The organism is Sorangium sp. So ce363, from assembly GCF_051520435.1.
GTDB lineage: Bacteria > Myxococcota_A > Polyangia > Polyangiales > Polyangiaceae > Sorangium > Sorangium cellulosum_B.
In genome coordinates this window covers 9,580,410-9,606,391 of sequence record NZ_CP150333.1, presented here as the reverse complement: position 1 = coordinate 9,606,391, position 25,982 = coordinate 9,580,410, and the positions used below count along the sequence as shown (strand labels likewise).

The 25,982-nt window shown below is 72.3% G+C and carries 21 protein-coding genes; 4 read left to right on the top strand and 17 right to left on the bottom strand.

Going from position 1 to position 25,982, the window contains the following annotated elements:
• Positions 1–31: 31 nt before the first annotated feature.
• The 5 genes from WMF12_RS36130 to WMF12_RS36110 all read right to left on the bottom strand — a co-directional run bounded on the left by WMF12_RS36130 (position 32) and on the right by WMF12_RS36110 (position 5,930).
• Positions 32–1,201, bottom strand: a complete 1,170-nt coding sequence (locus tag WMF12_RS36130; RefSeq protein ID WP_437852535.1) for a prohibitin family protein — start codon at positions 1,199–1,201, stop codon at positions 32–34.
• Between the two features lie 68 nt (positions 1,202–1,269).
• Positions 1,270–3,177, bottom strand: coding sequence for a PAS domain-containing protein (locus WMF12_RS36125; protein WP_437852533.1), 1,908 nt, complete (start codon positions 3,175–3,177; stop codon positions 1,270–1,272).
• Between the two features lie 115 nt (positions 3,178–3,292).
• Entirely contained in the window at positions 3,293–4,078 is a 786-nt protein-coding gene (locus tag WMF12_RS36120) for an ABC transporter permease (protein WP_437748080.1), read from the bottom strand.
• A gap of 5 nt (positions 4,079–4,083) precedes the next feature.
• Entirely contained in the window at positions 4,084–4,890 is an 807-nt protein-coding gene (locus WMF12_RS36115; RefSeq protein ID WP_437741253.1) for an ABC transporter permease, read from the bottom strand.
• Positions 4,887–5,930: an ABC transporter ATP-binding protein gene (locus WMF12_RS36110; RefSeq protein ID WP_437741252.1), complete on the bottom strand. Its 1,044-nt coding sequence runs from the start codon at positions 5,928–5,930 to the stop codon at positions 4,887–4,889. Before WMF12_RS36110 ends, WMF12_RS36115 begins: the two co-directional genes overlap by 4 nt.
• 115 nt (positions 5,931–6,045) lie before the next feature.
• Here WMF12_RS36110 and WMF12_RS36105 point away from each other — a divergent pair, with 115 nt between their 5' ends.
• Positions 6,046–8,445, top strand: a complete 2,400-nt coding sequence (locus WMF12_RS36105; RefSeq protein ID WP_437852531.1) for a protein kinase domain-containing protein — start codon at positions 6,046–6,048, stop codon at positions 8,443–8,445.
• A gap of 56 nt (positions 8,446–8,501) precedes the next feature.
• Here the strand turns inward: WMF12_RS36105 and WMF12_RS36100 are convergent, their stop codons facing one another.
• Positions 8,502–9,683, bottom strand: a complete 1,182-nt coding sequence (locus WMF12_RS36100) for an FIST signal transduction protein (protein ID WP_437852529.1) — start codon at positions 9,681–9,683, stop codon at positions 8,502–8,504.
• Positions 9,684–9,816: 133 nt separating this feature from the next.
• Between WMF12_RS36100 and WMF12_RS36095 the strand changes: the two genes are divergently transcribed.
• Both WMF12_RS36095 and WMF12_RS36090 read left to right on the top strand, forming a co-directional pair.
• Positions 9,817–10,572, top strand: a complete 756-nt coding sequence (locus tag WMF12_RS36095) for a PP2C family protein-serine/threonine phosphatase (RefSeq protein WP_272104357.1) — start codon at positions 9,817–9,819, stop codon at positions 10,570–10,572.
• A 32-nt stretch (positions 10,573–10,604) separates the two neighbouring features.
• On the top strand, positions 10,605–10,922 hold the full coding sequence (locus tag WMF12_RS36090; RefSeq protein WP_437741249.1) for a hypothetical protein: 318 nt from the start codon (positions 10,605–10,607) through the stop codon (positions 10,920–10,922).
• Between the two features lie 63 nt (positions 10,923–10,985).
• Here WMF12_RS36090 and WMF12_RS36085 read toward each other — a convergent pair whose 3' ends face one another.
• The 6 genes from WMF12_RS36085 to dnaB all read right to left on the bottom strand — a co-directional run bounded on the left by WMF12_RS36085 (position 10,986) and on the right by dnaB (position 21,360).
• Entirely contained in the window at positions 10,986–13,043 is a 2,058-nt protein-coding gene (locus tag WMF12_RS36085) for a PrkA family serine protein kinase (protein ID WP_272104360.1), read from the bottom strand.
• A gap of 260 nt (positions 13,044–13,303) precedes the next feature.
• Positions 13,304–14,500: a YcbK family protein gene (locus WMF12_RS36080; RefSeq protein ID WP_437852527.1), complete on the bottom strand. Its 1,197-nt coding sequence runs from the start codon at positions 14,498–14,500 to the stop codon at positions 13,304–13,306.
• A gap of 273 nt (positions 14,501–14,773) precedes the next feature.
• Positions 14,774–15,763, bottom strand: a complete 990-nt coding sequence (locus WMF12_RS36075) for an L-threonylcarbamoyladenylate synthase (protein ID WP_437852525.1) — start codon at positions 15,761–15,763, stop codon at positions 14,774–14,776.
• A gap of 801 nt (positions 15,764–16,564) precedes the next feature.
• On the bottom strand, positions 16,565–19,369 hold the full coding sequence (locus WMF12_RS36070; protein ID WP_437852523.1) for a hypothetical protein: 2,805 nt from the start codon (positions 19,367–19,369) through the stop codon (positions 16,565–16,567).
• Between the two features lie 44 nt (positions 19,370–19,413).
• Complete coding sequence (locus WMF12_RS36065; RefSeq protein WP_437852522.1) at positions 19,414–19,842, bottom strand: hypothetical protein; 429 nt, start codon at positions 19,840–19,842, stop codon at positions 19,414–19,416.
• A gap of 15 nt (positions 19,843–19,857) precedes the next feature.
• A complete protein-coding gene (dnaB, locus tag WMF12_RS36060; protein ID WP_437741241.1) occupies positions 19,858–21,360 on the bottom strand; it encodes a replicative DNA helicase in 1,503 nt (500 codons plus the stop codon).
• A 496-nt stretch (positions 21,361–21,856) separates the two neighbouring features.
• On the opposite strand from dnaB, the gene WMF12_RS36055 reads away from it, so the two are divergent.
• On the top strand, positions 21,857–22,783 hold the full coding sequence (locus WMF12_RS36055) for a PfkB family carbohydrate kinase (RefSeq protein WP_437852520.1): 927 nt from the start codon (positions 21,857–21,859) through the stop codon (positions 22,781–22,783).
• 115 nt (positions 22,784–22,898) lie between these two features.
• Here the strand turns inward: WMF12_RS36055 and rplI are convergent, their stop codons facing one another.
• The 5 genes from rplI to WMF12_RS36030 all read right to left on the bottom strand — a co-directional run bounded on the left by rplI (position 22,899) and on the right by WMF12_RS36030 (position 25,819).
• The gene (gene rplI / locus WMF12_RS36050; protein WP_437741239.1) at positions 22,899–23,351 is read right to left on the bottom strand and encodes a 50S ribosomal protein L9; all 453 of its coding nucleotides are present in this window, start codon (positions 23,349–23,351) and stop codon (positions 22,899–22,901) included.
• Between the two features lie 10 nt (positions 23,352–23,361).
• On the bottom strand, positions 23,362–23,682 hold the full coding sequence (gene rpsR / locus WMF12_RS36045) for a 30S ribosomal protein S18 (RefSeq protein ID WP_012239546.1): 321 nt from the start codon (positions 23,680–23,682) through the stop codon (positions 23,362–23,364).
• Between the two features lie 3 nt (positions 23,683–23,685).
• Complete coding sequence (gene rpsF / locus WMF12_RS36040) at positions 23,686–24,225, bottom strand: 30S ribosomal protein S6 (RefSeq protein WP_437852518.1); 540 nt, start codon at positions 24,223–24,225, stop codon at positions 23,686–23,688.
• A gap of 108 nt (positions 24,226–24,333) precedes the next feature.
• A complete protein-coding gene (gene pth, locus WMF12_RS36035) occupies positions 24,334–25,005 on the bottom strand; it encodes an aminoacyl-tRNA hydrolase (RefSeq protein WP_437852516.1) in 672 nt (223 codons plus the stop codon).
• A gap of 124 nt (positions 25,006–25,129) precedes the next feature.
• Positions 25,130–25,819, bottom strand: a complete 690-nt coding sequence (locus WMF12_RS36030) for a 50S ribosomal protein L25/general stress protein Ctc (protein ID WP_437852514.1) — start codon at positions 25,817–25,819, stop codon at positions 25,130–25,132.
• Between the last annotated feature and the right edge of the window lie 163 nt (positions 25,820–25,982).

The following is a 25,982-nucleotide window of genomic DNA, read 5'->3' as shown; positions in this document are numbered from 1 at the left end:
TGGCGTCGTCGCCCCGGCTGCCCGGAGCTGCTCATGGCGCTCCGGCCGGCGCCTGTCCTGACGGCTTCTCCGCGGGCTTTGCGCCCCTGTCGCCTTCATCGCCGCCCGCACCGGGCGTCGCCCCGCCGCCCGTCGCCGCGCCGGCCGCGGGCGCCGCTCCAGCAGCCGGCGCCGCCTCACCCCCTGGCGCCGTCTCCTCGAGAAGCTCGGCCAGCTTCTGCTCGGCGTCCTTGTCGAGCGCGCTCTTCATGTCGAACGTCAGCATCGGCAGCGGGCCCTGGTTCATCGCCGGCAGGCGCCCGTTCCATCGCTCGAGCGCGCGGTACTGCAGCACCGCCGGCGTCGTCGACAGCCGGATGATCGTGTTCGCCTTGGCCTCGGAGCGCGCGCGGATGAGCAGCGCGTCCGCCTCGCCGCGGGCCCGCTCCCGCGCCGACTCGGCCGCGCCGCGCGCCGTCGCGATCGCCTGGTCGGCCTCCGCCCTCACCTGACGCACCCGGTTCTCGGCCTGGATCGCCTTCTGCGTCGCCTCCATCGCCTGGTTGATCGCCGCGGCCACGTTCTCGGGAAGCCTCAGCGCGCCGTTGATCGTGAGCTGATCGATCCGGATGCCGTCCTTCTCGAGCACCAGCTCGAGCTCCTTCGTCACGTCGTGGATGAGCCTCGTCTTGCCCGACCCGTAGATCTCCTGGACGGGCATCTTCGACGCGACCGAGTTGAACGCCTCGCGCACCGCGTTGCGCACGTAGCGATCGGCGAGCCTCATCAGGTCGTTCTCCCGGAAGCGCAGGTACAGGTGGGGCGCTTTCTCCGGGTCGATGTGGAACGACATCCCGATGTCCGCGCCGACGTTGACGCCCTCGGAGGACGAGAACGTGATCGACTCGTCGACCGTTCGGCCCTCGTGCGCCGACGCCGTCCAGACCACGTTCTGCACGCTCGTCGGAAACTGCACGATCTGCTCCGTGAGCGGGTTGTAGAACACCCAGCCGGTCACGACCGGGATGTCGCTCACGCCGCGGTTCGAGCCGGCGAGCTTGACCCGGATGCCCACGTGCGCGGCGTCGATCCGCGTCACCGTGGTGCACGCGACGAACAGCATCGCCACGAGGAGCACGAGGCCGAGCGCGACGCCGCGGACCGCGCCGGCGACGCCGCCGCCGCTCGAGCGGCCGAATTTGATGGAGGGGATCTTCGCCATGGGCGAGGTTCTACCTCAACCCCTGCGCCTTACGAGGAGGTCGAGGGCGCTCGCGCCGGCGGCGCCGCTCACCCGTCGCGCGAATCGCGCGTCCCCTCCGCGTCGTCCGCGCGCTCGCGCCCCGCCCTGCGCTTGCGCCGCCGCTTGACCGACACCCCGCTCGACTGCATCGCGAAGAGGAGCGCCTCCCGGAGGTTCGAGAGCGTCTTGATGTTCGACAGATCGAGCCCCAGCGACACCACCGTCTGCGCCACCTCGGGCCGGATGCCGACGACGATGCCCTGCGCCCCGAGCAGCGCCACGGCGTCGATGAGCCTCAGCACGTGATCGGCCGTGGCCGCGTCCACGGCGCTCACCCCGGTCAGATCGATGATCGCGTGACGGCAGCGGGTCCGCGCCACGGCCTCGAGCAGCACCTCCATCATCTGCTGGGCGCGCTCCTCGTCGAGGACGCCGAGCACCGGCATCGTCAGCACCCCCCTCCAGACCTCGATGATCGGCGTCGACAGCGCCCGGATCGCCTCCTGCTGCTGCTCGATGATCGCGAGCCGCTCGTTCAGCACGGCCTGCTGGCGCTTCTTCTCGGTGATGTCCGTCGCGCCGCCCGCCATCTGGAACGGCACGCCCTTGTCGTCCCACTCGGCCATGCCGCGGGCGAACACGTCGCGGTACTCGCCGTCCTCGTGCCGCAGCCGGTACTCCAGCTCGAACGGCCGCCGCTCCTCGAGGTGAGCCCTCAGCGCGGCCTGCATCGCCCCCTGATCGTCGGGGTGCACGCGCTCGAAGAAGCTCGCGAACGTCCCGCCCCACGCCTCGCGGCGGACGCCGATCATCTGGAGCATGCGATCGCTCCACTCCACCGTGTCCTCGCGGATGTTCCAGAACCAGACGCCCTCGTTCGACGCCTCCGCGAAGAGCCGGTAGCGCGCCTCGCTCCTCCGGAGGGCGGCCTCGGCGCGGCGCAGCTCGGCCACGTCGGTGGTGCCGCCGATCCACCGGAAGATGTTCCCTGCGGCGTCGCGCTGCGGCAGCGCGCTGACCACGTGCTCCCGGTACGTCTGATCGCTCGCCCGCCGCAGGCGGAACTCCGTGTGGTACGGCTCGCCGGTCGTGAGGCTCCGGGTCCACGCCGCCACCGTCTTCGGGACGTCGTCCGGGTGCAGCACCGCGAGCCAGCCCTCGCCGATCATCTGCTCCTCCGTGCGGTCGAAATAGTCGAGGACCGCCCGGTTCACGAAGTTCAGCTGGCCGTCCGGGCGCGCGGTCCACACCTGGAGGGGCATGGCGTTCCCGAAGAACCGCAGCTGCGCGTCCAGGTCGCTGAGCGGCGCGTCCAGCAGCCCAGCCCCGCTCGCCGGGCCGCCGGCCCCGCGCACCCGGCTCGGCGGCGGCGCGTCCCGCCCGTCCGGCTCCTCCACCTCCTCCTGCCCCGCCCAGGAGGCGTCCCCGAGCGCGCGGAGGAGCGGCTCTTCCAGGTCGAGCGTGCGCTCCGCGCGGCTCTCCGCGACCCGCGCGCGCACGAGGCGGAGCAGCTCCCTCCGCACCTCCTCCTCGATCCGGCCGCGCAGGTAGTCCTTCGCGGAGGCCCGCGACTCGGCGAACCTCACCGACTCCGCCGACAGCTCCGTGATGTCCAGGAAGATCCCGAGCGGCGCGCAGGGCCTCGGCGTGATGCGCAGCGCGAGGGCCGCGTCGAGCCGGTGCTCCTTCGCCTCTCCCTCCGCGTCGACCCGCACCGTCACCGCGTGCGGGATCGCGACATCGAACGCGCCGCTCATGCTCCGCGTCGCCGCCGGTTCGCCGACCTCGAAGTCCATCGTGAGCCGCGATGGCCTGCCGAGGACCTCGAGCTCCCGCTCCTCGCGGCGCCCGACCGGGAGGAGGGCGATCACCTGGCGGCGTATCACGTCCTCGGTCATCGCGAGATCGACGATGCTCCGACCCAACTCCTCGAGCGTCAGCCCTCCGTCCTTCACCGCGTCTCCTTCCCGATCCCGCTCTCCCCCCGGTGTCCGTTAGCCCTCCTCGCGCCCGGAGGGCAATCGTGTGACGTTAACGCACCGCGCCGCTCGCCGGAAGCCCTCGCGAGGCTCAGCTCGACGCCGACGTGTACCGGCCTATCGCCCGCTTCCACACGCCGCGCGCGACGGCGCCGAAGATGAGCGCGCCGAGCGCCGCGGCGGCGGCCGTGCGCGGTGCGATGGTGCCGAGCATCGCCTCCGCCGGGTACGTGGTCATCAGCCCGAGCGGGACGATCACGGTGAAGACGACGCGCCAGAAGCCGCTGAAGATCGTGACCGGCCAGCGCGCGAAATCGAAGATGGAGTTGAAGAGGTAGGCCAGGTTGTCGAGGCGCACGACCCAGAACGCGGCGGAGATGACCAGGATGCACATGGAGTAGAGCACCAGCGTCGCCGTCACGAGCAGGCAGAGCGCGAGCGCGACGTGGGCGGGCGCGGGGGCGCGCCCCATCTGGGCGAACGCGTAGGCGAAGATCGCCACCGCGGCCGCGGCGTCCACGACCTTGCGGATCTCGAACCGGGCCGTGGAGACGAGGAACTGCGCGTCGGCCGGCTTGAGCAGCGTGAAGTCGAGCGTGCCCTTCCGGATCTGGTCGACCACGCTGATGAGCGACGGGTTCACGGCCCCCTCGAGGATGCCCTTGAGCAGCGTGAACCACCCGACGACGACGAGCGCCCGCTCGTACGTCCAGCCCTGCACCGGCGGCCGGGCCGCGAGCGCGATGTGGAGCGGGACCAGCCCGACCACCGTCCACACGACGGTCATCACCGCGCCGAGCAGGAAATCCCACCGGTACTGCATCCCGAGCGCGATCGACACGCGCAGCTGCGTCGCGAGCAACCGGAGGTAACGCACGCCGCTCACCCGCCGAACGCCGAGAACCGCCGGATCCCCGCGCGCCACGCGACGAGCGCGGCGGCGGCGGACGCGGCGGCGAAGGCCCACTGCACCGCGAGCTCGGTGAGCGCGCGGCCCGGATCGAGCAGGCCGGTGATGAGCTCGACAGGGAACGCGAGGCTGTAACGGAACGGCAGGACCCGCGCGAGCTCGGCGAGCCACGAGGGGAACAGCTCGATCGGGACGAGGTAGCCGGCGAAGACCATGAAGGCCGCGAGGTAGACGTCGAACACCGCGGTCGAGCTGTCGATCACGAACGCGAGCGAGCCGATCAGCGCCATCGTGAAGAAGTTGATCGCCCAGGCGCCGGCGAGGGAGAGGACCCAGAGCCCGAGCTCGAGCGCCGTCGGCTGGAACCGCTCGCCCGACGTCGCGACGAGCGCGATGACCGCGATGGGCAGGCAGAGCGCCGCCCGGAGCGGCAGCGCGGCGAGGTTCTCGGCGGCGTACGAGAAGAGCGGGTGGATGGGCCGGAGCAGGCGCTGCGAGAGGGCGCCGCTCTTGATGTCCATGTTCATCTCCCAGACGAGCCACGAGCCGGTCAGCTGCCGGACGATGAGGATGGCCAGGAAGTACGCGGAGAAGTCGCGCGCCCCGAAGCGGCCGACCGGCGCGCTCGCGGCCACCGCCGACCAGAGCGCGAGGCTCACGAGCGGCATCGTCGTCGTGAGCATCCAGATCAGCATCTCGGCCCGGTACGCGAGCGCGGCCGCGATCCCGACGCGGAGCAGCGTCGGGAACGCCCGGGCGGCCCGAGCGAGCCCGCTCATGACGCGGCCCCGCCCGTCGAGCCCGACGGCTCGCTTTCCGGCTCCGCCGAAGGCTCCACGCCCGAAAAGAGCTCGCGCATCACCTCCTCCAGGGGAGGATCCTCGACCGTGAGATCCGAGATGTCGGTGTGGCCGAGCAGCCAGGACATGGCCTCGCGCAGCTCCGCCTGCGGCACCTGCAGCACCGCGCAGCCAGGATCGAGCGAGAGGACGGCGCCCACCCGCTCGAGGAGCGCCTGGTCGACCGGGCTCTTGAAGTGCAGCGCGATCCGCTTGTGGGGCCGCATGCTGCGGACGAGCGCCGCGAGGTCGCCGTCGTAGCGCAGCCTGCCCTTGTCGATGACGATGACCCGCGGACAGAGCGCCGCCACGTCGTCCATGTAGTGGGACGTGAGCACGATCGTCGCCCGCCGCCGCTCGTTGTAGCGGCGGATGAACTCGCGGACCCCGAGCTGCATCGCCACGTCGAGCCCGATCGTCGGCTCGTCGAGGAACAGGATCTCCGGCCGGTGCAGCAGGGCCGCGGCCAGCTCGCACTTCATGCGCTCGCCGAGCGAGAGCTGCCGCGTCGGCTTCGTCGCGATCTCGGCGATGCCGAGGAGGTCTTCCAGCTCACCGAGGGTCTCCTTGAAATCCGCGTCGCCGATCCCATAGATCGCTCGGTTCACCGCGAAGGTCTCGGCGGGCGGGAGGTCCCAGAGCAGCTGCTGCTTTTGCCCCATCACGAGGGTGATCCGCTTGAGGAAATCGGGCTCACGGTGCCGCGGGACGAAGCCGGCGACCTCGACCTTGCCGCCCGACGGGTGGAGGAGCCCGGAGAGCACCTTCAGCGTCGTCGTCTTCCCGGCGCCGTTCGGGCCGAGGAAGCCGACGCGCTCGCCGGGCGCGATCGAGAACGAGAGGTCCTCGACGGCGTGGACGACCTTGGTGCGGCGCCGGAAGAGCGAGCGCACGGAGGCCGAGAAGCCGGCGGCGCGCTCGTGGACCTGGTACGTCTTGGAGAGCGACTCCACCACGATGGAGCTCGACGCCTCTGCCATGGGCGGCGGAGACTAGCACCTCCGTGCTGGAGCTCCCGCGACGGTCGGCGCTCGACCGGCCGATCCCGTGGGCTAATCTCGTGACGCGGGGGGCAACGGCCACCGGAATTCCCCTATGCCGCAGAGCTTCAAGGACGACACGATCCACGACCTTCCGCTCGCGGCGAGCGGCGCGCGGCAAGCGGCCGACTCCGCGGACGCCGTCGCGACCGGCCCGCGGCAGGTCCTCGCAGGCCGGTACGAGCTCCTCGGGCTGGTCGGCATCGGCGGGATGGGCAGCGTCTACCGCGCCCGCGACCTGGAGCTCGAGGAGCTCGTCGCGGTCAAGGTGCTGCGCCGGGAGCTCAGCGTCGCGCCGGAGGTGACCGAGCGGTTCCGGCGCGAGGTGCGGCTCTCGCGCAAGGTGACGCACCCGAACGTGGCGCGGGTCTTCGACATCGGCGAGCACGAGGGAGACCGGTTCCTGACGATGGAGTTCGTCGACGGCGAGCCGCTCGCCGCGCTGCTCGCGCGCGAGCGGCGGCTCGGCATGACCCGCGCGCTGGACGTCGTGGAGGGCGTCTGCGCGGGCCTCCACGCCGCGCACCGGGCCGGCGTCATCCACCGTGATCTCAAGCCGGACAACGTGCTGCTCGGGCGCGACGGGCGCGTCGTCCTGACCGACTTCGGGATCGCGCGCGCGGTCGCGAGCGGCGAGGCGGGCAAGACGCTGGGCGCCGTCATGGGGACGCCGGCGTACATGGCGCCCGAGCAGGTGCAGGGCGCCGACGACGTCGACGCGCGCGCCGACATCTACGCCCTCGGGGCGATGCTCTTCGAGATGCTCACGGGCGAGCGCGCGTGGCAGGGCGACGCGCCGCTCGCCGTCGCCGCGGCGCGGCTCTTCGCCGACCCGCCGGATCCGCGGCTCCGGCGCCCCGACCTGCCCGACGCGCTCGCGCGCGTGGTGCTCCGCTGCATGGCGCGCGAGCGCGGCGGCCGGTATCCGTCCGTCGAGAGCGTCGTGCACGACCTCGCCTCGCTCACGCGCCCGGCCACGGTGACGCCGCCGGCGTTCACGCCGCCGCAGGGGCGGACGGCGGTCTCCGGGGTGACCCCGGGGGCGAGCTCCGGGGTGGCCGAGCACGGCGGCAAGAGCGTCGTGGTCCTGCCGTTCGCGAACCAGGGCCCTGCGTCGGACGCGTACCTGGCCGAGGAGCTGACGGACGATCTCGTCGACACGCTCTCCATGACGCCGGGCCTCCGGGTGAGGCCGCGCGGGGCGCTCGGGCGGCGCTCGTCCTCCGAGCTCGATCCGCGCGAGGTCGGGCGCGAGCTCGGGGTGCAGGTGGTCGTCGGGGGCTCGGTGCGGCGGCGCGACGGGACGGTGCGGATCAACGCGCGGCTCATCAGCGTCGCCGACGGGTTCCAGCTGTGGGCGAAGCGCTTCGATCGCCCCGAGGCGGAGGTGCTGCGGATCAACGACGAGGTGGCCGAGGCGGTCGCGGAGGCGCTGACGCTCGACGGGGCCGCGCCGAACCGCACGGCGCCGAGCGATCCCGTCGCGCTCGACCTGTTCCTGCGCGGGCGCCACGAGTACCGCAGGTTCTGGCCGGAGCACCAGGAGCGGGCGATCGCGCTGTTCGAGCAGGCGCTCTCGCGCGCGCCCGAGGATCCGATGATCCTGTCGGCCTACGCGCTCGCGCGCTCCCGCTTCTGGTTCTTCACGGACCGCGGCGGGGAGCTGGCCACGGAGGCGGCGTCGCGCGCCGTCGCCGCGGCGCCCGGGCTGCCGGACGCGCGGCTCGCGATGGCGTCGGTGCGGTTCCAGCGCCTCGACGTGGTCGGCGCGATGCGGGAGCTCAAGGCGGCGCTCGCGTGCCGCTCGGGCAACGCCGAGGCGGAGGGCCTCATCGGCCACATCCTGCTCGAGTGCGGCGCCTTCGAGGAGGGCGCGCGGCGCGCCCGGTCCGCGCTGGCGCGCGATCCCGAGGTGGTGCTGGCGGCGCAGGCGCTGGCGCGCGCGTACACGCTGCTGGACAGGTGGTCGGACGCCGACGACGTGATCCGGGCGCATCCCACGGTGGGGAGCGGATCGGGCTACACCGTCCTGCGGATGCGCCGCGCGCTCTGGCAGCGCGACCCGGAGGTGGTCGAGAAGCTCTCTCAGAGGCGCGTGAGCGAGGCCTTCCCGGACCTCCCCACGCCGTTCGCGCAGGTGATCGATGACCTCATCGAGGGGCGGCTCTCGGACGTCCGGCCCGTGCAGGTCGAGGGGGAGCGCCCGGCCGTCACGGCGCTGCGGCGCACGTCGTTCATCCGGCAGCTCCAGGCGGAGTTCGCGGCCTTCCTCGGCCAGCGAGAGCTCGCGCTGGCCGCGCTCGAGCTCTCGCTGGCCGACGGCCTGTTCGACCTGATCTGGCTCGAGCGCTGTCCGGTCCTCGCGCCCCTGCGCGACGAGCCGCGGTATGCGGCCGTCCACGCGGCGGTGCAGCGGCGGGCCTCCGCGGTGGTCGCGGTCTACCGCGAGCGCTGAGACGCGGCGCTCGGCTCGACACGCGGAAAAGCGTGCAGCTCGGCACGGAAAAGCGCTCAGCTCGGCGCGCGAAAAAGCGCGAGCACGCCGGTATAGAGGGCGAGCCTTGCCTGGCCCCGGGCCCAGGGGGCGATCTCGAAGCTCGAGTGCATGCCGGCGATCGGGAGATCGGCGAAGCGCTGGCGCAGGATGCGCGCCTCGACGTCGGGCGTCCCGTACAGGCCCTGGCCGCGCCCGGCGCAGGTCAGGTAGAGCGCGAAGCGGGGGGCCGACCCGAGCGCGCTCCGGGACACTTGCCGGGCGATCCCCTCGAGCCCGGAGCGGCCGGCGGCGGCGTCGCGCACCGCGAAGGCGAGGCGCGCGCCGGGCCTCGCTTCGTCGCCGAGCAGGAGCCCCCGCCGCGACGGATCGATGCCGCGGACCGGCCGCAGCACGTAACGCACGGAATCGGGCGCCTCCGCCTCGGCGTCGCCGCGGTCGGCGCCCGGCGCGGCCGGTGGATCGAGCGGCGGGTCGGCCAGCGCGGCGAGGATGAGCTGCTGCGCGCTGGGCGGCTCGCCGAGCGTGGCGGTCGCGGTGGAGAGCAGGTCGAGCGCCGGCCGCCCGCCGGCGCGGAGCACGACGCCGCCGCTCGCCTCGTCGATGCGGTGGAAGCCGGAGAGCAGCCTGGCGGCGGGCGAGGCGTCGACGAGCGGCGGGGCGAACCCGGTGATGGCGAGGCCCGTCGCCGGGCCCTCGATGAGCTCGCCCTGCGACGTCACGCCGATGGCGGAGCCGGAGGCCGTCCCGGCGCCGAAGAGGCACGCGTTCGGCGCGGACAAGGCGAGCGCCTCGATCCGCTCGGGCGCGAACGCCCCGGGCCGGGCGAAGAGGATGGCCGTCGCGGAGCGCTGGCCGACGGTGCGGGCGAGCGTCTCGCGCAGGAGGCGGCTCGGCTCCTCGGCGCGCTCGGGCAGCGCGAAGGGGGTGACCTGCCCGCCGGACCACAGCACGCCGCTCGCGCCGGTGTCCCCCTCGATCTCGCCGCGCTCGCTGAGCACGCCCGCGGCCGGCACGACGCAGGCGGGGACGCCGCGCCAGGCGCCACGGACGAGCTCGGCGACGCCCGAGGCGCGCTGGGCGAGCTGTCCGGAGACGAAGACGACCCCGCCCGACGGCGACGGGACCGCGCTGCGCAGGTCCGCCAGGTGCTGGAGAAGGCCATCCGGCCCACAGGTCGCGGAGAAGCTTCGTGCCATGGCTGGCTCGCCCATCTTAATCGAGCCTCCGACCACTCGACAGGCCCCGCTTAAGAAGTTTATCGTGCGACAGTCGCGCCGGCGCCTCGGGGATTTCCTCACGGGACGGCGAGCGAAGGACCGGGCAAGCTCGATGAGGATCCAATCATTTGGCCGCACCGATGTCGGGCGCCACCGGCGCGCCAATGAGGATGCGTTCTTCCGGGACGACGAGCTCCGGCTCTACATCGTCGCGGACGGCATGGGCGGGCACGCGGCCGGCGAGGTCGCGAGCGCCGAGGCGGTCGAGACGATCTACGGCATGGTGAAGCGGGGCCTGCCCGCCATCGGCGATCCGAACGAGCCGCTGACGCAGCCCAAGGCGCGCGCCGTGCTGCGCATCCTCGAGGGCGCGATCCAGGCGGCGACGTACATGGTCTTCGCGATCGCCGAGCTCGATCGCGACAAGAGCGGCATGGGCACGACGATCAGCGCGGCGCTCATCGTCGGCGGCGCGCTCGTGACCGGCCAGGTGGGCGACAGCCGCATCTACCAGGTCCGCAACGGGACCGCGGTGCAGATGACCGAGGATCACACGCTGATCGCGTGGCAGATCAAGAACGGCCTCATCTCCGTGGACGAGGCCAAGAGCTCGCCCCACCGCAACGTGATCACGCGCGCGGTCGGCAACCGGGACTATGTCGAGGTCGACACCTCGATCGTCGCCGTCGAGGAGGGCGATCGATACCTGCTCTGCTCCGACGGGCTGCACGGGTATCTCCACGCCGAGGAGGAGGTCGCGAGCATCGCCTCGAAGGGCGGCGACGTGGCGGTCGACCTCTTCATCGACCTCGCGAATCGGCGCGGGGGGCGGGACAACATCACGGCGGTGCTGGTCGAGGTGGGCTGACGCGCCCGCGCGAAAATGGCTAGGCTGCCCGCATGGCGCTGAAGGACAGACTGGTCACCGAGGGCATGAGGCTCGCCGCGAACCCGAACGTGGCGAAGTTGATGCAGGACGAGCGGTTCATGCGGCTGTTCATGACGGCGATGAGCGTGCCCGGCCGGGTCTCCTCGTTCACCGCGGAGCAGAAGGAGACGTTCGCCAAGGCGATGGGCCTTTCGACCGTCGAGGAGGTCCGCGACCTCAAGCGGACGGTGGCCTCCCTGGAGCGCGAGGTCGCGACGCTGGAGCGCGAGATCGCGAAGCTCCGGCGGGACGGGGAGCGCGAGCTCGCGAAGGTCAGGCGCGAAGGCTGAGCCTGGGGGGGCGAGCGGCGCGGCGCGCGCTGCCTGGCAGCGCCGCCGCGCCCCCGCGACGGGTCACTTCGTGTCGCCGCGCGCGTAGATGCTGGCGACGTAGTCGAGCACGTCGCGCGCCGAGACCTCGTTGTACCCGAAGTACTTGATCATCCGGGTCTTGATGATGTCGATCTTCTCCTGCGTCTCCTTGTCGATGACGCTCGACACGAGGGTCTGGAGCTTGATCGCGTCCTTCTGGTCCTCGAACAGCTTGAGCTCGAGGGCGCGGCGCAGCCGGTCGTTCGTGTGCCACTCGAACTTCTTGCCGTCGACCGCGAGCGCGCCGATGTAGTTCATGATCTCGCGGCGGAAGTCGTCCTTGCGGTTCTCGGGGATGTCGATCTTCTCCTCGATCGAGCGCATCAGCCGCTCGTCGGGCTCGACGTCCTCGCGGGTGAAGCGGTCCTTCACCTTCTCCTTCAGGGTGTAGGCCTTGATCGAGTCGATGTAGTTCGCGGCGAGCTTCTGGATCGCGTCCTCGTCGGCGCTGATCGCCCGCTGCACCTCGTTCTTGACGATCTCCTCGTACTCGCGCTTCACCATCCCGATGCACTCGGTGAAGCGCTTGCGCTGCTCGTCGTTCGTGATGAGCGAGTGGTGCCTGAGGCCCTTCTCGAGCTCGCTCATGACCATGAAGGGGTTGATCGTCCCCTCGCCGAGGTCGTTGACGAGCGCGTTCGAGATCTTGTCCTGCACGTAGCGGGGGCTGATGCCCTCCATGCCCTCGCGCGACGCCTCCTTGCGGAGCTCCTTCACGGTGTCCTGCGTGTAGCCGGGCAGGACCTTGCCGTCGTAGAGCTTCATCTTCTGGACGAGCGAGAGGTTGTGCTTCTTCGGGTCCTCGAGCCGGGTGAGCGCGGCCCACATCGCGGCGACCTCGAGCGTGTGAGGGGCGATGTGCTTGCCGCGGATCTTCTCCTTGTTGAAGTCCTTCTCGTAGATCCGGATCTCCTCCGACACCTTCGTGATGTACGGGATATCGATCTTGATCGTGCGGTCGCGGAGGGCCTCCATGAACTCGTTGTTCAGGAGCTTCTTGTACTCGGCCTCGTTGGTGTGGCCGATGATGACCTCGTCGACGTCCGTCTGGGCGAACTTCTTCGGCTTGATCTTGTGCTCCTGCGACGCGCCCAGCAGGTCGTAGAGGAACGCGACGTCGAGCTTCAGCACCTCGATGAACTCGACGATGCCGCGGTTCGCGATGTTGAACTCGCCGTCGAAGTTGAAGGCGCGCGGGTCCGAGTCCGAGCCGTACTCGGCGATCTTGCGGTAGTTGATGTCGCCGGTGAGCTCGGTCGAGTCCTGGTTCTTCTCGTCCTTCGGCTGGAAGGTGCCGATGCCGACGCGGTCCTTCTCGCTGAGCACGAGGCGGCGCACGCGCACGTGCTGCATCACCTTCGACCAGTCGCCGCCGTACTTGTCCATCAGGCGGTTGAAGATGAAGCGGCACGCGGGGTCGAGGTCGCCCTCGGTGCGGACGTGGTGCTGCGCGCTCGAGAGGCCGAGCTCGCGGAACGCGCGGTCGCGCCACGCCGGCGGGACGAGGCGCAGCGGCTCCTCGTGCATCGGGCACTTGAAGCGGGCGCTCTCCGTCCCGGCCATGCCGACGTCGTCGAGGTTCACCCAGTCGAACGTGTAGAGCGCGCCGTCGGGGGTCGTCGAGTAGTGCTCGATGCCCTTCTTGAGGAGCCGGGCGATCGTCGACTTCGACGAGCCGACCGGGCCGTGCAGCAGGATGACGCGCTTCTCCGGGCCGTACCCCTCGGAGGCCGCCCGGAGCACGTGGACGAGCCGCATCAGCGGGATGTCGAGCCCGTACACGGCGTCGGCGCCGCCGTGCATCTCGTCCTTGAAGAAGTTGTACCGGATGAGCTTCTTCTTGTTGTCCGTGTACTCCTCGATGCCGTAGCGGATGATCATGTCGTACGCCCGCTGGAACGCGTTGCGCGTCACCTGCGGGTTCTGGCGCACGATCTGGAGGTACTCTTCGAACGTGCCCTCCCACGCGAGATCGCGGTAGAGCGCGAAGTCCTGCATCGCCGCGATCTTCTCAACCATCCCTGTCCGCAACTCGCCCATTTCGCACCCTTTTTCTCCAGGGCGACCGCGGGGCGGCCTTGGCCGCCGGAGGTGCGGGGGACAGATCTCGGCTCGCCGAGCTCCGCCCCCGTCTCGCGTCGCGCGCCCAGGGGGAAGACGCCAAGCTTAACACCGATCTCGGGGAGGCAAGTCACCGCGCCCCGAGGCGCGCTCCATCCTCCGGAACGGGAGCGCGCGGCGGAGCAGCCGGTCGCGCGGGTGGAGGTGCGAGGTGCGAGGGCGACCGCGGGGAGGCGACGTCAGCGAGGCGCGGCCCCGCCGGAGCGCGCTCCCTGCGCGCTTCCCCAGGAGAGCCCGCCGCTCTCGACGACGCCGGGCCAGGAGTCGACGTATTCCGACGGCTCGCCGGGGCCGGAGATGTCGATCCAGAAGACGCGCCCGGCGCCCGGGCGGCGCACGTCGACATGGACGAACTTGCTGTTCGGGTAGAACCCGCAGCCCACGTCCTCGAGCGTGCGGCAGAACTGAAACAGCGCGGTGTTCGGGACGCCCATCACGAGGATGTCCATGGCGCGCCCCTCGGCGTGCTGGCTGTGGTGCGTGCCGGAGGTCGGCCTGCGCGCGGCCGGCGCGTCGCCCGCCGGCCGCGGCCTGTACCCGCTGAAGATGTGGATCCCGCGGCGCGGGAAGGCGTCGGCGATCTGCTGGAGCAGCCAGAGCAGGCGCGGGTGGACGAGGCGGACCTGGGGCACCCACTCGAGCGCCCGCTGCCAGGTGTCGGCGTCGGGCTCGTCGGGGAGCTCTGCGCCCGGGTCGGGCGCGTCGGGCGGACGGGCCATGATCGACAGGCGATCCAGCGCGCCGGGCGCGACGGAGCCGTCGCAGCGCACCAGCTCGAAGGCGTCGTGCTGGCCGCCGTACCGGGCGAACTGGACCGGGCGTCTGCGGCAACGCCAGTCGAGCGGCTGCTTCTTCGGCGGATCCCAGAGCAGATCGAAGCCGTTCGAGGAGAGGCTCGGCCCCGTGGTCGCGAGCACCGGCGGGCTGAGGATCGGATCGAGCTGGCGGAACCACGCCGGCGCGGCCGGATCGAGGCGGAGGGTGCCGGGCGGCTCGAAGGGGGTGAAGGGGGACCAGGCGCTCGCGAACGCCGTGGAGCCGAGGGCGGGGGAGGCGAGCGCGTGCTCGCCGAGCGCGTCCGCGGCGTCCGGCCGCGCGCCGCCCCAGGCGAGCTGCCACCACGGCTGCTGCCGCCATTTCCCGTAGGCGCTGTTCAGGTAGAGCCGGAACGGTCCGGGGCGCTCGACGGCGGCGTTGTGGAAGGCGCGGAGGAGCGGCAGCTCCGGCGCGACCGTCTCGTTCAGGTTGAAGCTCGCGCGCTTCGGCGGCTCGTCGAGCAGGCTGGCGCCGGCGCGCTGGGGGGCGGCGACGAGCGACGCAGCGAGGCCGAGGGCGGTCGCGAGGCTGTGGACGGCGGCGCGGGACGTTGCCGGCATGGGATCGACGAGGGGCGCGAGTCGAGCGAGGAAGGTAGCTCACCCAGCGGGCGGGCGACCCTGATTTGCCACAAACCGCCAGCTCGGGGGATGAAAACACACCCGTGGGGGGGGGACCCTAGGCGTCAACCAAGCTTCGCGCCGCGTTCTCCTACATCCGAACGTTTACGTGGTCGTGGTCGTGGTCGTCAACGGTACGCCGTGAACGACCACGACCACGACCACGTAAACGACCACGACCACGTTGGTGACCGATGGGCGCGCGGCGCTTGCTCAGGGCGCCGCGGAGGCGCGCGTCAGCCTGTCCCGCACCGCGTCCCACGCAGGATCCTCGGGGACGGCGGCGATGACGATCACGTCGCAGCCGGCATCCTCGAGCCGGTGCAGCGCGGCGTAGAGCGCCGCGGCGTAGCCGGCGGGATCGCCGGGGAGGAGCTCGGCGTGCGGCCCGGTCGCGGTGCGGCTGCCGTGCTCGACGGCGCCGGCGCGCGACCCGGCCTGCGCGGCGCGATCGAGCTCGCCGCGGACGGCCTGGGCGGGGACCAGCGCGACCTGCGCGCGGGGGGCGTAATGGCGCGCGTGCGTCCCCGGGGACGGGGCGCGCTCGGCCGGGGCGGTGATCAGCCCGGCGGCCGCCTGGAGCGGCACGAGCGCGGCGATCGCCTCGGCCGTGACGTGCCCCGGGCGGAGCACCCGCGCCGGCGAGCGCGTGACGTCGACGATGGTGGACTCGATGCCCACGGCGGTCGGCCCGCCGTCGAGGATCGCGTCGATGCGCCCGCCGAGGCTCTTCTCGACGTGCTCGGCGGTGGTCGGCGAGATCTCGGTGGATCGGTTGGCGCTCGGCGCGGCGATCGGCAGCCCGACCGCGTCGAGCAGGGCGCGCGCGACCGGGTGGACGGGGATGCGGATCGCGACCGTCGGCCCGCCGGCGGCGACCACGTCGGTGACGCGGTCGGGCCGGCGCGCGACGATCAGGGTGAGGGGCCCTGGCCACATGGCCTGCGCGAGCCGCTCTGCGTCCGGCGGCCAGCCGTCCGCGAGGGCGCGCGCGGACGCGACATCGGGGACGTGGACGATCAGCGGGTTGCCGGGCGGCCTCCCCTTCGCCTCGAAGATGCCCCGCGCCGCGCGCGCGTCGTCGGCGCGCGCGCCGAGGCCGTACACGGTCTCCGTGGGGAAGGCGACGAGCCCTCCGCGGCGGAGGATCTCGGCGGCCCGTGCGATGGATGCCGCGTCAGCGGCGAGCCGCTCGGTTCGCATGCGCCGCGGTCCATGTTGCCCGGGCGCGCGGGAGGCAAACGAAAAGCGATCCCCTCCGGCCGCTCGTTTGGATGCCCCCCGCGAGGTCGCGATCTGGCGCGGAGGCCGCTCGCGAGCCGACGGCGAGGTCGCGATCTGGCGCGGAGGCTGCTCGTGAGCCGACGGCGAGGTCGCGATCTGGCGCCGAGGCTGCTCGTGAGCCCATGGCCTGGTCGCGACCTGGCCACTTGTATGAAAAGATCCATTTCTTGAGATCGGGACCTGTCTCCGGGGCCGAAAAGATCCTCCGCGATAGGTCGTGACCTATCCGCGGCCTCGCAAACGAGCGCCGGCGCTGGTCGTGACCTTTGGCACAGGTCTTTTCTCGACGTGCACGCCCCAAGGGCGCCGTATCGATCGCACAGAGCCATTGGCGCCGTCGGTGCGCTCGCATCGGAAGGGTGGGCAGCTTGCGTCGCCCTGGAGCTCCAGCCACCGGTCCTCTGGGCGTACTGGTTCCACCCACCAGGAGTCCGGCGAGGGATCCGGAGAGAGATTTCAGCGCAAAGTCGCGAAGCCGCAAAGCCGCAACAAAGAACAAACTTCGTACATCCTTGCGTCTTTGCGCTCTTGGCGTCTTTGCGTTGGAATCCTCTTTGCTCGCTTCTTTCGCGCACCAAGGACGATTTGAAAGCAAAGCTGGACAGCTACACGTAATGCCGCACAGCCGGGCCAGGCGCCGGCCAGCTTGCGGCAACGCGTGCTGCCCTCTTCATGCGGGGCTGTGCTGCCGTGCCCGGCGCGTCACCGAGCTCGCCGCGCTCACGGCGCCGCGGCGCGGCCGAGGGAGCGGCCGTCGCCGTCGGCGTCGATCCAGAGCGGCGCCGTCATTGCGAACGGGAGGATCTCGCCCGGGTCTCCCGCGAGCACCGGCTCGAGCGGCCGCCGCCCCCGGACGATCGCGACGACGAAGGTGTCCTCGGCGACGGAGATCGCGCCGTGCGCGCGCTGCCCGGTCCCGCGGTCGCCGCGCGCTGCGCCGGCGTCGGGCCGCGGCGGTCGTCGCCCGCCGCCGCCTCCGAGGACGACGGGGATCGCGATCTCGTCGAGGAGCGCGCCCGCGGGCGTCGTGCGCGCGCCTTCCAGCGGGATCGGCGCGCCGCTCGCGACGCCGCCGACGAGCACGTGGAGCTCGCGCGCGTCGACCCACGGGGCGCGCTCGACGCGGATCGAGAGCGACAGCGGCCCGCCTCGGGACCCGCGCCGCGCCGAGGCGACGCCGCCCTGGCGGGTGTCGCCGAGGCGCATCGTCACGAACGGGCCGTTCGTGATCACGACGTCGCGACGGCGCCGCAGGCCCGCGACGAGATCGGCCACGTCGAGCCGGCCCGGATCATCGGCGGCCACGGCGACGTAGGTGCGCGGATAACCCGCCTCCGCGCCGCGCAGCCCGTGGCTGTCGCTGGTCGCCGTCGGCGTGACCGGGTGGGACGCGCGGAGCAACGCCCAGAGCTCCTCGAGCGCGCGGTCCCGCGCGGCCGCGTCGCGCCCGGTCCAGACCTCGACGGCATCGGCGCCGGCGCCGGCGCCGTCCCCGACGATCTGCGCGAGCAGGCTCTGGCCCTGATCCGGCGCGACCTGCGGCGCCCAGGATCCGTGCAGCGGTGAGCCGCCGCCGTGCTGTCGGCTCACCTGGACGACGCGCTCGCCGGGCAGCGCGCGCACCTCGCGCAGGATCTCGCTCGCCGTCTCGTCGACCCACCGCAGCGCGCCCTCGCGGGGCGCGTCCGCCTCCCTGCCGAGCGGGAACACGCTGAGGCTCCCGAGCCCGGCGCCGCTCCGGCCGCTCGTGAGCTCCACGCCCGGGAGCGCGCGCAGCCGCGTCTCGAGCCGCAGGGCGGCGACGTCCCGCTGGAGATCCGAGGCGAGGTTGTGCTCGCTCGCCACCGCGCACTCCACGCCTTCCGCCGCGTTCCAGACGAGCCGCGCGGCCGAGGAGACGCCCGCGTCGGCGCTCCGCGCCGTGTGCTGCCGGAGGTCGCAGGCGATGTAGCCCGACGTGTCGACCACCCGCTCCAGCGTGAGATCGAGCCGCGACGTTCCGCCGTCCGCGATGTCGACCGTCGCCTCGGCGAGCGCGTACTCGGGCCCGCGCGAGGCGACGACCCGGACTCGCCCAGGGGGAAGGGCGACATCGAGCTCGCCCATGAGCGCGAGCCGGGGCGGCGAGAGGGCCTTGCCGGTCGCGGCGTCGAAGAGGCTGACCTTCGCCGGCGCGAGCGGACCGAGGGGATCGGGGTCCACGGCGGGCGCGGAGGCGCCGCCCTCGCGCACCCCGAGGTAGAGCCGCCCGGCGCCGGAGAGCGTGAGCCGCGCGGGGGCGATCTCGCCGGCGCGGATCCGGATCCGCGCGCTCCCCAGCGCGCGGCGGCCGCTCCCTTCGAAGCCGACGAGGTAGAGGCCGGGCGGCGCCTCGGCGGCGAGCGGCGCGCTATCGCCGGTTCGCAGCCACAGATCGAGGGTGGCGGCGGGCGGCGCGGCGCCGTCCTCGGCGATCGGCGTCAGCGTCGCCTTGCCGGCGAGGAGCGGGAGCGGCCCGCCGCGGCCGTCCACGAGCTCGAGCGCGACGCCGCCGGGCGCGCCGCCGCCGAGAAAGAAGAGCTCCGTCTCGACGGCGAGCGAGTCGCCGCGCGGCGCGATCGCGAGGATCCGCTGGTACGCGGCGCGCCCGCCGGGCGGGAGCGCGGCCTGCCGAGCGAACGTCACGTCGCTGAAGCCTTCGCCGCTCCGCGCGCGGACCGCCGCGCCGTCCACCGGGGCGAGCGCGTACGCGACGCCGGCCCCGACGCCGGCCAGGTACGGCGCCTCGTGCTCGCCGCGGAGCCCCGGCGCCATGCCGGGCGCGACGTGCTCCGCCGCGCCCCAGTGGACCACGTCGCCGAGGTCGAGCGCCTCGAGCGGGCGGTCGCCGTCGTTCCGGAGCGACGTCGTGATCATGACCGCCCGGTCGCGCGGCCCAAGCGTGTAGCGGGTGGTGACGGAGAGCGCGCCGCCGGCGAGATCGCGCCCGCGCACCTCGCCGCGCGCCTCGATCCAGGCGGCGCCGTCCTCGCCGCCGCCCGTCGTGATGTCGCGGTAGATCACCTGCCGCGGCGGCGCGCCGAGCCGCGTGACGATCTGCCCGAGCTCGTCGCGGCGCGCCCGCGCGTCCGCCGCGTCGACGAGGTTGCCGCCGCTCTCGGCGAGGCCAGCCCCGGGGCCGGGCTGATCGACGACCACGGCGATCTCGTCGTTCTCGAGCACGTAGTCGCCGGGCCGCCCCGCCGCGAGCGGACCGGAGAGCGCGTCCGCGGGCCCCGTGATCCGCCGGACGCGCGCCGGCTGCGCGGCGCCGCCGTCCCTCGGGCAGAGATCGCCCTGCTCCGCGCCGCCGCGGCCCCACCGGCAGAGCATGCCGAGGCGCTCGACAGCGCCGGAGGACACGACGACGCTGCCGCCCTGCACGGGCGGCGCGCAGGTCGCGGACGCGAGCGCGAGCGCGAAGAGGCGCGCCGAGCGGAGGGCGCGGCGCGCCGCGCGCCTCGCGGGGCTTCCGGGGGTGCGGGGGCACTCGGGCGAGCGGGTCATCGATCCTCTTCCGACTCCGATGCGCGGCCGCGGCGCGCCTTGGGTCAGGAGCGCTCGGTGGCGAGGACGAGGAGGGCGGCGAGCCCCAGGCCGACGCCGAGCGCCCGGCGAGCGGTGAACACCTCGCCGAAGAGCAGCGGCGCGAAGAGCGCGGCGATCGCGATGCCGCCGGCGAACACGATCGGCCCCGTCGCGGTCACCGGACCGCCGATGCGGAGCGCCATGAAGGTGAGCGTCGCGACGCCGCTGATGCACAGGCCGGCGGCGCAGGCCCAGAGCACCCCCTGGGCCGACGGAGGCGTCTCCGCGCCCGGGCGGATGAGGAAGAAGACGAGGATCCCGACGGCCGCGGTGCCCTCGAGGCACAGCGCGCCAAGGGCGTCTCCGATCCGGCCTGCCGCCGCGCGCAGCATCAGGTAGTGACCGGCCATGCAGAGCGCGGCGAGGAGGGCAGGGACATACCAGGCGGACATGTCGTGCGTCGCAGCCTACTCGTCGTCCGCCATCTCCGGGTAGTCGCCGGGCGCGAGGTTGTCGAACCGGGTGCACGACGAGGTGAACCGCGTGAGCACCTTGCCCGTCGGCCCGTTGCGCTGCTTGGCGACGATGAGCTCGGCGATGCCTTTGTGGTTGGTCGTCTCCGGGTTGTAGTACTCGTCGCGGTAAATGAAGATGATGTTGTCGGCGTCCTGCTCGATCGCGCCCGACTCGCGGAGGTCCGACAGCTGAGGGCGCTTGTCCTTGGTGGTCCGGGTCTCGACGGCGCGGTTCAGCTGCGAGAGCGCGATGACCGCCACCTTGAGCTCCTTCGCGAGCTGCTTGAGCCCACGGGAGATCTCGCTGATCTCCTGCTCGCGGCTGCTCACGCCGTCCCGCCCCTTCATGAGCTGCAGGTAGTCGATGACGATGAGCCCGATGCGCCGCCCCGAGTTGCCGTCGCTGGGCGGCCGGTCGTACTCGGCCTGGATGCGCCGCACCTTGGCGCGCAGCTCGAGGAGGGAGATGGCCGGCGTGTCGTCGATCCAGATGGGCAGGGTGGACAGGAACGAGGCGGCCTCCGTCAGGCGGCGCCAGTCGTCGGGCTGCAGGAAGCCCTGGCGGAGCTTGCCGACGTCGACGCGGCCCTCGCTGCAGACCATACGTGTCGCGAGCTGCTCGCGGGGCATCTCGAGCGAGAAGACGGCGGCGCCGAAGCCCGGATCGTGCCGCTCGACGCCGTGCCCCGAATGGTCGGGCCCCGGGGAGCTCACGGTGCGCGGCGACGCCACGTTCACGGCGAGGTTGAGGACGAAGGACGTCTTGCCCATGCCGGGGCGGGCGGCGATGATCGAGAGGTCGCCGTCGTGCAGGCCGGCCGTCTTGGCGTCGAGCTTCTCGTACCCGGTCGAGATGCCGGTGATCCGGTCGCCGCGCTCGGCGGCGGCGGTGATCTGCTCGAACGCGGCCTTGAGCACCTGGGCGATCGGCTGGGTCGCCGTCCCCTGGGGCGTGCGCGCGAGCTGGTAGACCGCCTGCTCGGCGCCGTCGATGTACTCCTGCACCACGCCGACGTCGCCGTACCCCTCGGCCGCGACGCGCTGGCACGTGGCGATGAGCTGCCGCACGCGCCATTTCTCGTAGACGACCCGCGCGTGCGCCGCGACGTGCGCGACCGCGGGGGTCGCGTCCGCGAGCTGGGCGAGGTACGCCGCGCCGCCCACCTGGGCAAGGCGCTCCCGGTCGCGCAGCCACGACGCGACCGAGACGATGTCGATGGGCGTGCCGGCGGCCGCGAGCTCCTGCGCGGCCTCATAGACGCGGCTGTTCGCCTCGCTGTAGAAGTGGTCCGCTTTCAGGATCTCGAGCACCCGATCGAGCGCGTCGCGGTGCAGCAGGATGGCGGAGAGCACCGCCGCTTCGGCGTCGAGGTCGTGCGGCGGCACGCGTCCGGCGACGATGGGAGGCTCGATCCTCTGAGGCCGCTGGCCCCGGCGCTCCATCATTCTCATCATCCGTGCTTCTCCTCCCCACCGATTCCCCCCATCCCGCCCCGAGCTTTTCCACAGGTGCCGAAATGGGCGACGCCCCGGAGGGGAAACGTTCCTCCGGGGCGTCGGGTGCAGGGTCGATTTCCGTCTACCAGAACATGGGCAGCCCTGAGAAGGGTTTCTGTTTGCATTGCAGTGAGCGTTCGTGCGGTCGGCATCCCAATGCGGGTTCCATGTCGAGGGGGCGCTTTTCCATCGTCGGAGGCATGATCGGAGGCAGGCTCGAAGGCTTGCTCGGACGCTTTCGCGGAGGCCTCCTCGGCGGTCGCTGCCGAGGCTCCTCGCGGCGAGGCGCCGCCGCCGGCGGCGAGGTATGGAAATTGAGCAACCCCGGTCTCATCGCCATTTCTTTTCGCGCTTGACTCAGCTGCGATGACGCTTCGCGCCTCGGCGTGAGCCATCGCGGGGAGCCGCCATTGTGGATCACAAAACACGCCATACAAGGATTGAGCCCGCCGAGGTGGTCTGCGTCGGTGAAGCGCTGTGGGATCTCTATGCGCCCGAAGGCATTCCGCTCGAGCAAGCGAAATTGCTGCGCCGTGTGCCGGGGGGCGGGGCGGTGAACACCGCGACGGCGCTCGTCCGGCTCGGGATACGCTCGGGGCTGTGCGCCGCGCTGGGCGATGACGCGATGGGGCGCGGGCTGAGGGACGAGGTCGCGGCGGCCGGCATCGACGTGGGACGGCTCTCGCTGAGCGCGGCGCGCACAGGCCTCATGCTCGTGGCGATCGAGCGCGGCGAGGCGCGCTTCGCCGGGTACAGGCAGGGCGAGAGCGAGGCGCAGGCGCTCGCTGCAGCGCTGCCGGAACGATGGCAGACCCGGGTCGTGCACTTCACCGGGATCGCGCCGGTGCGCGGGGCGAGCGGCGCGCTCGCGCGGGCGGCCGCGAGCGCTCGCCGCGAAGGGTGCGCCGTCGCGGTCGACGTCAACGCGCGCCCGCGGATGTGGCCGCGCGCCGAGCGCGCCGCGTCCGTTCCCGGCGCGGAGGCCGGCGCCGCTTCGGTTTCCGACGCCGGCGCAGGCGTGCGCGGCTGCTTCCGCCTGTTCGGGCAGGCGGACCTCGTGAAGTGCAGCGCCGGCGATCTCGACGTGCTGGGGACGACGGCGCGCGCGCTCCGCGAGCGCCTCCGCCCCGGGGCGACGCTGGTCGTCACCGATGGCGCGCGGGAGACGCTCCTGCTCGGCCCCGGGGGCGAGCGCGCCGTCGCGCCGCGCCCGGTGCGTCCGCACGATCCAACGGGCGCGGGCGACGCCTTCTGCGCCGGGATGCTGGCGAGCCTCGTCTGGGAGGAGCGAGCGCGGTGGGGGGACGCGGCGCTCATGCTGCGCGCGGTGGCGCGGGGGCACGACGTCGCGCGGGCGTGGGTGAGGCGGAAGCGCGGCTGAAGGGGACGCGGGGGCGCGGCCGAAGGGGGCGCGGCCGAAGGAGGCGCGCGGGTGCGGCTGGAGAGGGGAGGGGAAGCGCGGGAGCGCGGGTCGAGCCGCGCTCCCTGGCGCTGCGCTACTTGGCGGCGACCGTGACCTCGACCGACGCCGTGATGGACGGGGCGAGGCGGATCACGACGGGGTGGGCCCCGAGCGTCTTGATCGTGTCGGTCTCGATGCGGCGCCGGTCGACGCTGAAGCCCTGCGCGGCGAGCGCCTCTTCGATGTCGCGCGCCGTGACCGAGCCGTACAGCTTGTCGCCCTCTCCGACCGGGCGGCTGATCGTGATCTTGACCTGGTTGAGCTTGGACGCGAGCTGCTCCGCCTCGGAGCGCGTCTTGGCGGCGCGCGACTCGGCGACCCGCTTCTCGTGCTCGATGCGGGACACGTTCTCGGCGGTGGCGCCCACCGCGAGGCCGCGCGGGATGAGGTAGTTGCGCGCGAAGCCGGGGCGAACCTTCACGAGCTCGCCGCTCTTGCCGACGTTGTGGAGGTCCTCCGTGAGGACCACATGGATGTGGGTTGCCATGATCGACCTCCTACGCCGTGACGGTGAACGGCAAGAGCGCGATGTTGCGCGCGCGCTTGATCGAGAGGGTCACCTTGCGCTGGTGGCGCGCGCAGTTGCCGCTGATGCGGCGCGGGACGACCTTGCCGCGCTCCGAGATGAAGTACTTGAGCGCCTGCGGGTCCTTGTAGTCGATGACCAGCGCCTTGTCCGCGCAGTAGCGGCAGACGCGCTTCCGGCCCGTGCGGCGGCGCCCCGGGGCGTCCGCGTTCAGGTCGGGTGTGCGCCCGAAGTCGCGATCATCGTAGTCAGCGCCGCCGTTGCGGCCCATGTCGTTGTTGCGGCCGTTCATAGCTCAGCTCTCCTCCTCGTCGGCGGCGCCTTCCGCCTCAGCCTCTTCGGCATCGTCGAGATCGCCCGCCGGGGCCTGCTCGGAGCTCCGGTCGATGCGGCGCTCCGGCTCGAGCAGGCCGAGCTGGCGCTCGCGCGAATCGTCGCGGTCGTCCTCCAGCGGCGTGAGCTCGAGGCGCTCGAACTTCACGTCCTCGTCGGCGATCGTGACGCCCTGGACCTCGACGTCGTTGCGCACGAGCACCGTCTGGTACTTCAGCACGCCGTCGGAGAGGCGCAGGTTGCGCTCGATCTCGGCGACGACCTTCCCGCCCCCGAGGTACTTCAGGTACACGTAAACGCCGCGGCGGTGCTTGGCGATGTCGTACGCGAGGCGGCGGCGCCCCCACGTCTCGACCTTGGTCAGCCGGCCCGACTCGCGGCCGACGACCTCGGCGAGGCGCGACCCGATCCGCTCGGCGCCGTCGGCGTCGATGTCGGGTCGCAGGATGTAGATCGTTTCGTACTCTCTGGCGCGCCCGGGCGCCGTTACCTGTCGGCTCATTCAGTCTTCCCTCTCGGCCAATGGCCCCGGGGCGGTGCCCCGGAGCGAGGAAAGGAACAGCCTGTCGAGCGACGCACCGGCGAGCTCGGCAGGCTGTCCCGTGGAGGATCAGGGCTTCTGCGTCGGGGGGAGGGGACCCTTCCCGTCCTTCGCGGCAGGGGCTGGATCCGTCGACCCATCCCCCTCGCCCTTCTGCCTCTTGCCCGGCTTGGGCCGGGTGTTTCGGACGTTCATCGCGGCCTCGAAGCCGCGGGCGGCGACTTCTAGCACACTTTGGACAGCTTGCTTCAAGCAGTCGGGCAGGCTCGCGCGCTCGACGGCGTCGAACCCCGACAGGACGTAATCCGCGACCTCGCCCCGGAAACCCGCCGGCGGACGTCCTACCCCGAGGCGGACGCGCCCGAAGTCGCCCGTCCCGCCGTGCGAGATGATCGAGCGCAGCCCGTTGTGCCCCGCGTGCCCGCCGCCGACCTTGAGGCGAACCGTGCCGAACGGCAGGTCGAGCTCGTCGTGGAGCACGATCAGCTCGGAGGGCGCGACCTTGAAGAAGGCCATCGCCGGCTGCACGCTGCGCCCCGACTCGTTCATGTAGGTCATCGGCTTGAGCAGGATCGCCTGCTGTCCGGCGATCTCTGCCCGCGCGTGGACGCCCGAGAACTTCTCGCGGAACGGATCCGCCCGGACCTCGTCGGCCAGCGCGTCGATGGCCATGAAGCCGACGTTGTGCCGGTGAGCAGCGTATTCCTTGCCGGGGTTCCCCAGGCCGACCACGAGCAGCATGACGAGCTGGTTCTGCTGAGTCCCTGGAATGGGGCAGGTGAGGCAGGTGAGGCAGGCGAGGAGCGGGGTAGGGCGGGCCGCGCGCGCCTCGCGGTGTGGAGGCGCGAGGCGGCCCGCTCCCGGATTACTTCTTGTCCTTCTTGTCGGCCGCGGGGGCCGCGCCCTTCGCGGGGGCGGCCGCGCCAGCGGCCGGCGCAGCGGCCGCGCCAGCGGCCGGCGCGCCAGCGGCGGGCTTCGCCTCTTCCTCGGCGCCTGCCTTCTCGGGCGCGTTGACGACGGCGATCGTCTGGTCGTCCGCGAGGAGCGTCTTCACGCCCTCCGGCAGCTTCAGCCCGCTGGCCTTGTACGAGTCGCCCAGGTCGAGCTCGGTCACGTCGATCTCGACGAACGACGGGATCTTCTCCGGCAGGCAGCGCACGGGGATCGTGCGGAAGATCTGCTGGAGCACGCCGCCGGTGACCACGCCCTTCGGCTTGCCCACGCAGCGGAAGGGGATCTGCACGTCGACGGGCTGGTCGAGCTTCACCTGGATGAAGTCGGCGTGGACGAGCTCCCGCGAGATGGGGTGGTAGTCGTAGTCGCGCACCATGACGGTGAGCGTCTGGCCGTTCTCGATGGCCAGCTCGACCACGGAGTTCTTGCCGTGATCGGAGCCGAGCACCTGAAGGAGCGCCTTCGGCGAGATGGCGACCGACTGCGGCGCGAGCTCGCGCCCGTAGGCGATGGCGGGAATCTGTCCGGCGCGGCGCAGGCGGCTCGACGCGCTCTTGCCGCTATCCTCGCGCCTCGTGGCGTTGAGCTTGATGATGTCCATGACGACGGCTCCAGAAGTGATCCGGGGGTCCGCGGTGCGCGGTTCCACCCCGGCGTAGGGTGCGGCGCTATAGCAGAACGGAGAAGAGGAAGTCGAGCCTTCGTCGCCGGAGGGCGCGTTTTGTGTCTTTTGTGAGTTCTTTGGTGTGTTCTGGCGAGGGGGC

Excerpts from the sequence above, each read along its gene's own strand:
- WMF12_RS36130 (WP_437852535.1), bottom strand. The coding sequence starts at position 1,201 with ATGGCGAAGATCCCCTCCATCAAATTCGGCCGCTCGAGCGGCGGCGGC.
- WMF12_RS36115 (WP_437741253.1), bottom strand. The coding sequence starts at position 4,890 with ATGAGCGGGCTCGCTCGGGCCGCCCGGGCGTTCCCGACGCTGCTCCGC.
- WMF12_RS36110 (WP_437741252.1), bottom strand. The coding sequence starts at position 5,930 with ATGGCAGAGGCGTCGAGCTCCATCGTGGTGGAGTCGCTCTCCAAGACG.
- WMF12_RS36105 (WP_437852531.1), top strand. The coding sequence starts at position 6,046 with ATGCCGCAGAGCTTCAAGGACGACACGATCCACGACCTTCCGCTCGCG.
- WMF12_RS36100 (WP_437852529.1), bottom strand. The coding sequence starts at position 9,683 with ATGGCACGAAGCTTCTCCGCGACCTGTGGGCCGGATGGCCTTCTCCAG.
- WMF12_RS36095 (WP_272104357.1), top strand. The coding sequence starts at position 9,817 with ATGAGGATCCAATCATTTGGCCGCACCGATGTCGGGCGCCACCGGCGC.
- WMF12_RS36090 (WP_437741249.1), top strand. The coding sequence starts at position 10,605 with ATGGCGCTGAAGGACAGACTGGTCACCGAGGGCATGAGGCTCGCCGCG.
- WMF12_RS36085 (WP_272104360.1), bottom strand. The coding sequence starts at position 13,043 with ATGGGCGAGTTGCGGACAGGGATGGTTGAGAAGATCGCGGCGATGCAG.
- WMF12_RS36080 (WP_437852527.1), bottom strand. The coding sequence starts at position 14,500 with ATGCCGGCAACGTCCCGCGCCGCCGTCCACAGCCTCGCGACCGCCCTC.
- WMF12_RS36075 (WP_437852525.1), bottom strand. The coding sequence starts at position 15,763 with ATGCGAACCGAGCGGCTCGCCGCTGACGCGGCATCCATCGCACGGGCC.
- WMF12_RS36070 (WP_437852523.1), bottom strand. The coding sequence starts at position 19,369 with ATGACCCGCTCGCCCGAGTGCCCCCGCACCCCCGGAAGCCCCGCGAGG.
- WMF12_RS36065 (WP_437852522.1), bottom strand. The coding sequence starts at position 19,842 with ATGTCCGCCTGGTATGTCCCTGCCCTCCTCGCCGCGCTCTGCATGGCC.
- dnaB (WP_437741241.1), bottom strand. The coding sequence starts at position 21,360 with ATGATGAGAATGATGGAGCGCCGGGGCCAGCGGCCTCAGAGGATCGAG.
- rplI (WP_437741239.1), bottom strand. The coding sequence starts at position 23,351 with ATGGCAACCCACATCCATGTGGTCCTCACGGAGGACCTCCACAACGTC.
- rpsR (WP_012239546.1), bottom strand. The coding sequence starts at position 23,682 with ATGAACGGCCGCAACAACGACATGGGCCGCAACGGCGGCGCTGACTAC.
- rpsF (WP_437852518.1), bottom strand. The coding sequence starts at position 24,225 with ATGAGCCGACAGGTAACGGCGCCCGGGCGCGCCAGAGAGTACGAAACG.
- pth (WP_437852516.1), bottom strand. The coding sequence starts at position 25,005 with ATGCTGCTCGTGGTCGGCCTGGGGAACCCCGGCAAGGAATACGCTGCT.
- WMF12_RS36030 (WP_437852514.1), bottom strand. The coding sequence starts at position 25,819 with ATGGACATCATCAAGCTCAACGCCACGAGGCGCGAGGATAGCGGCAAG.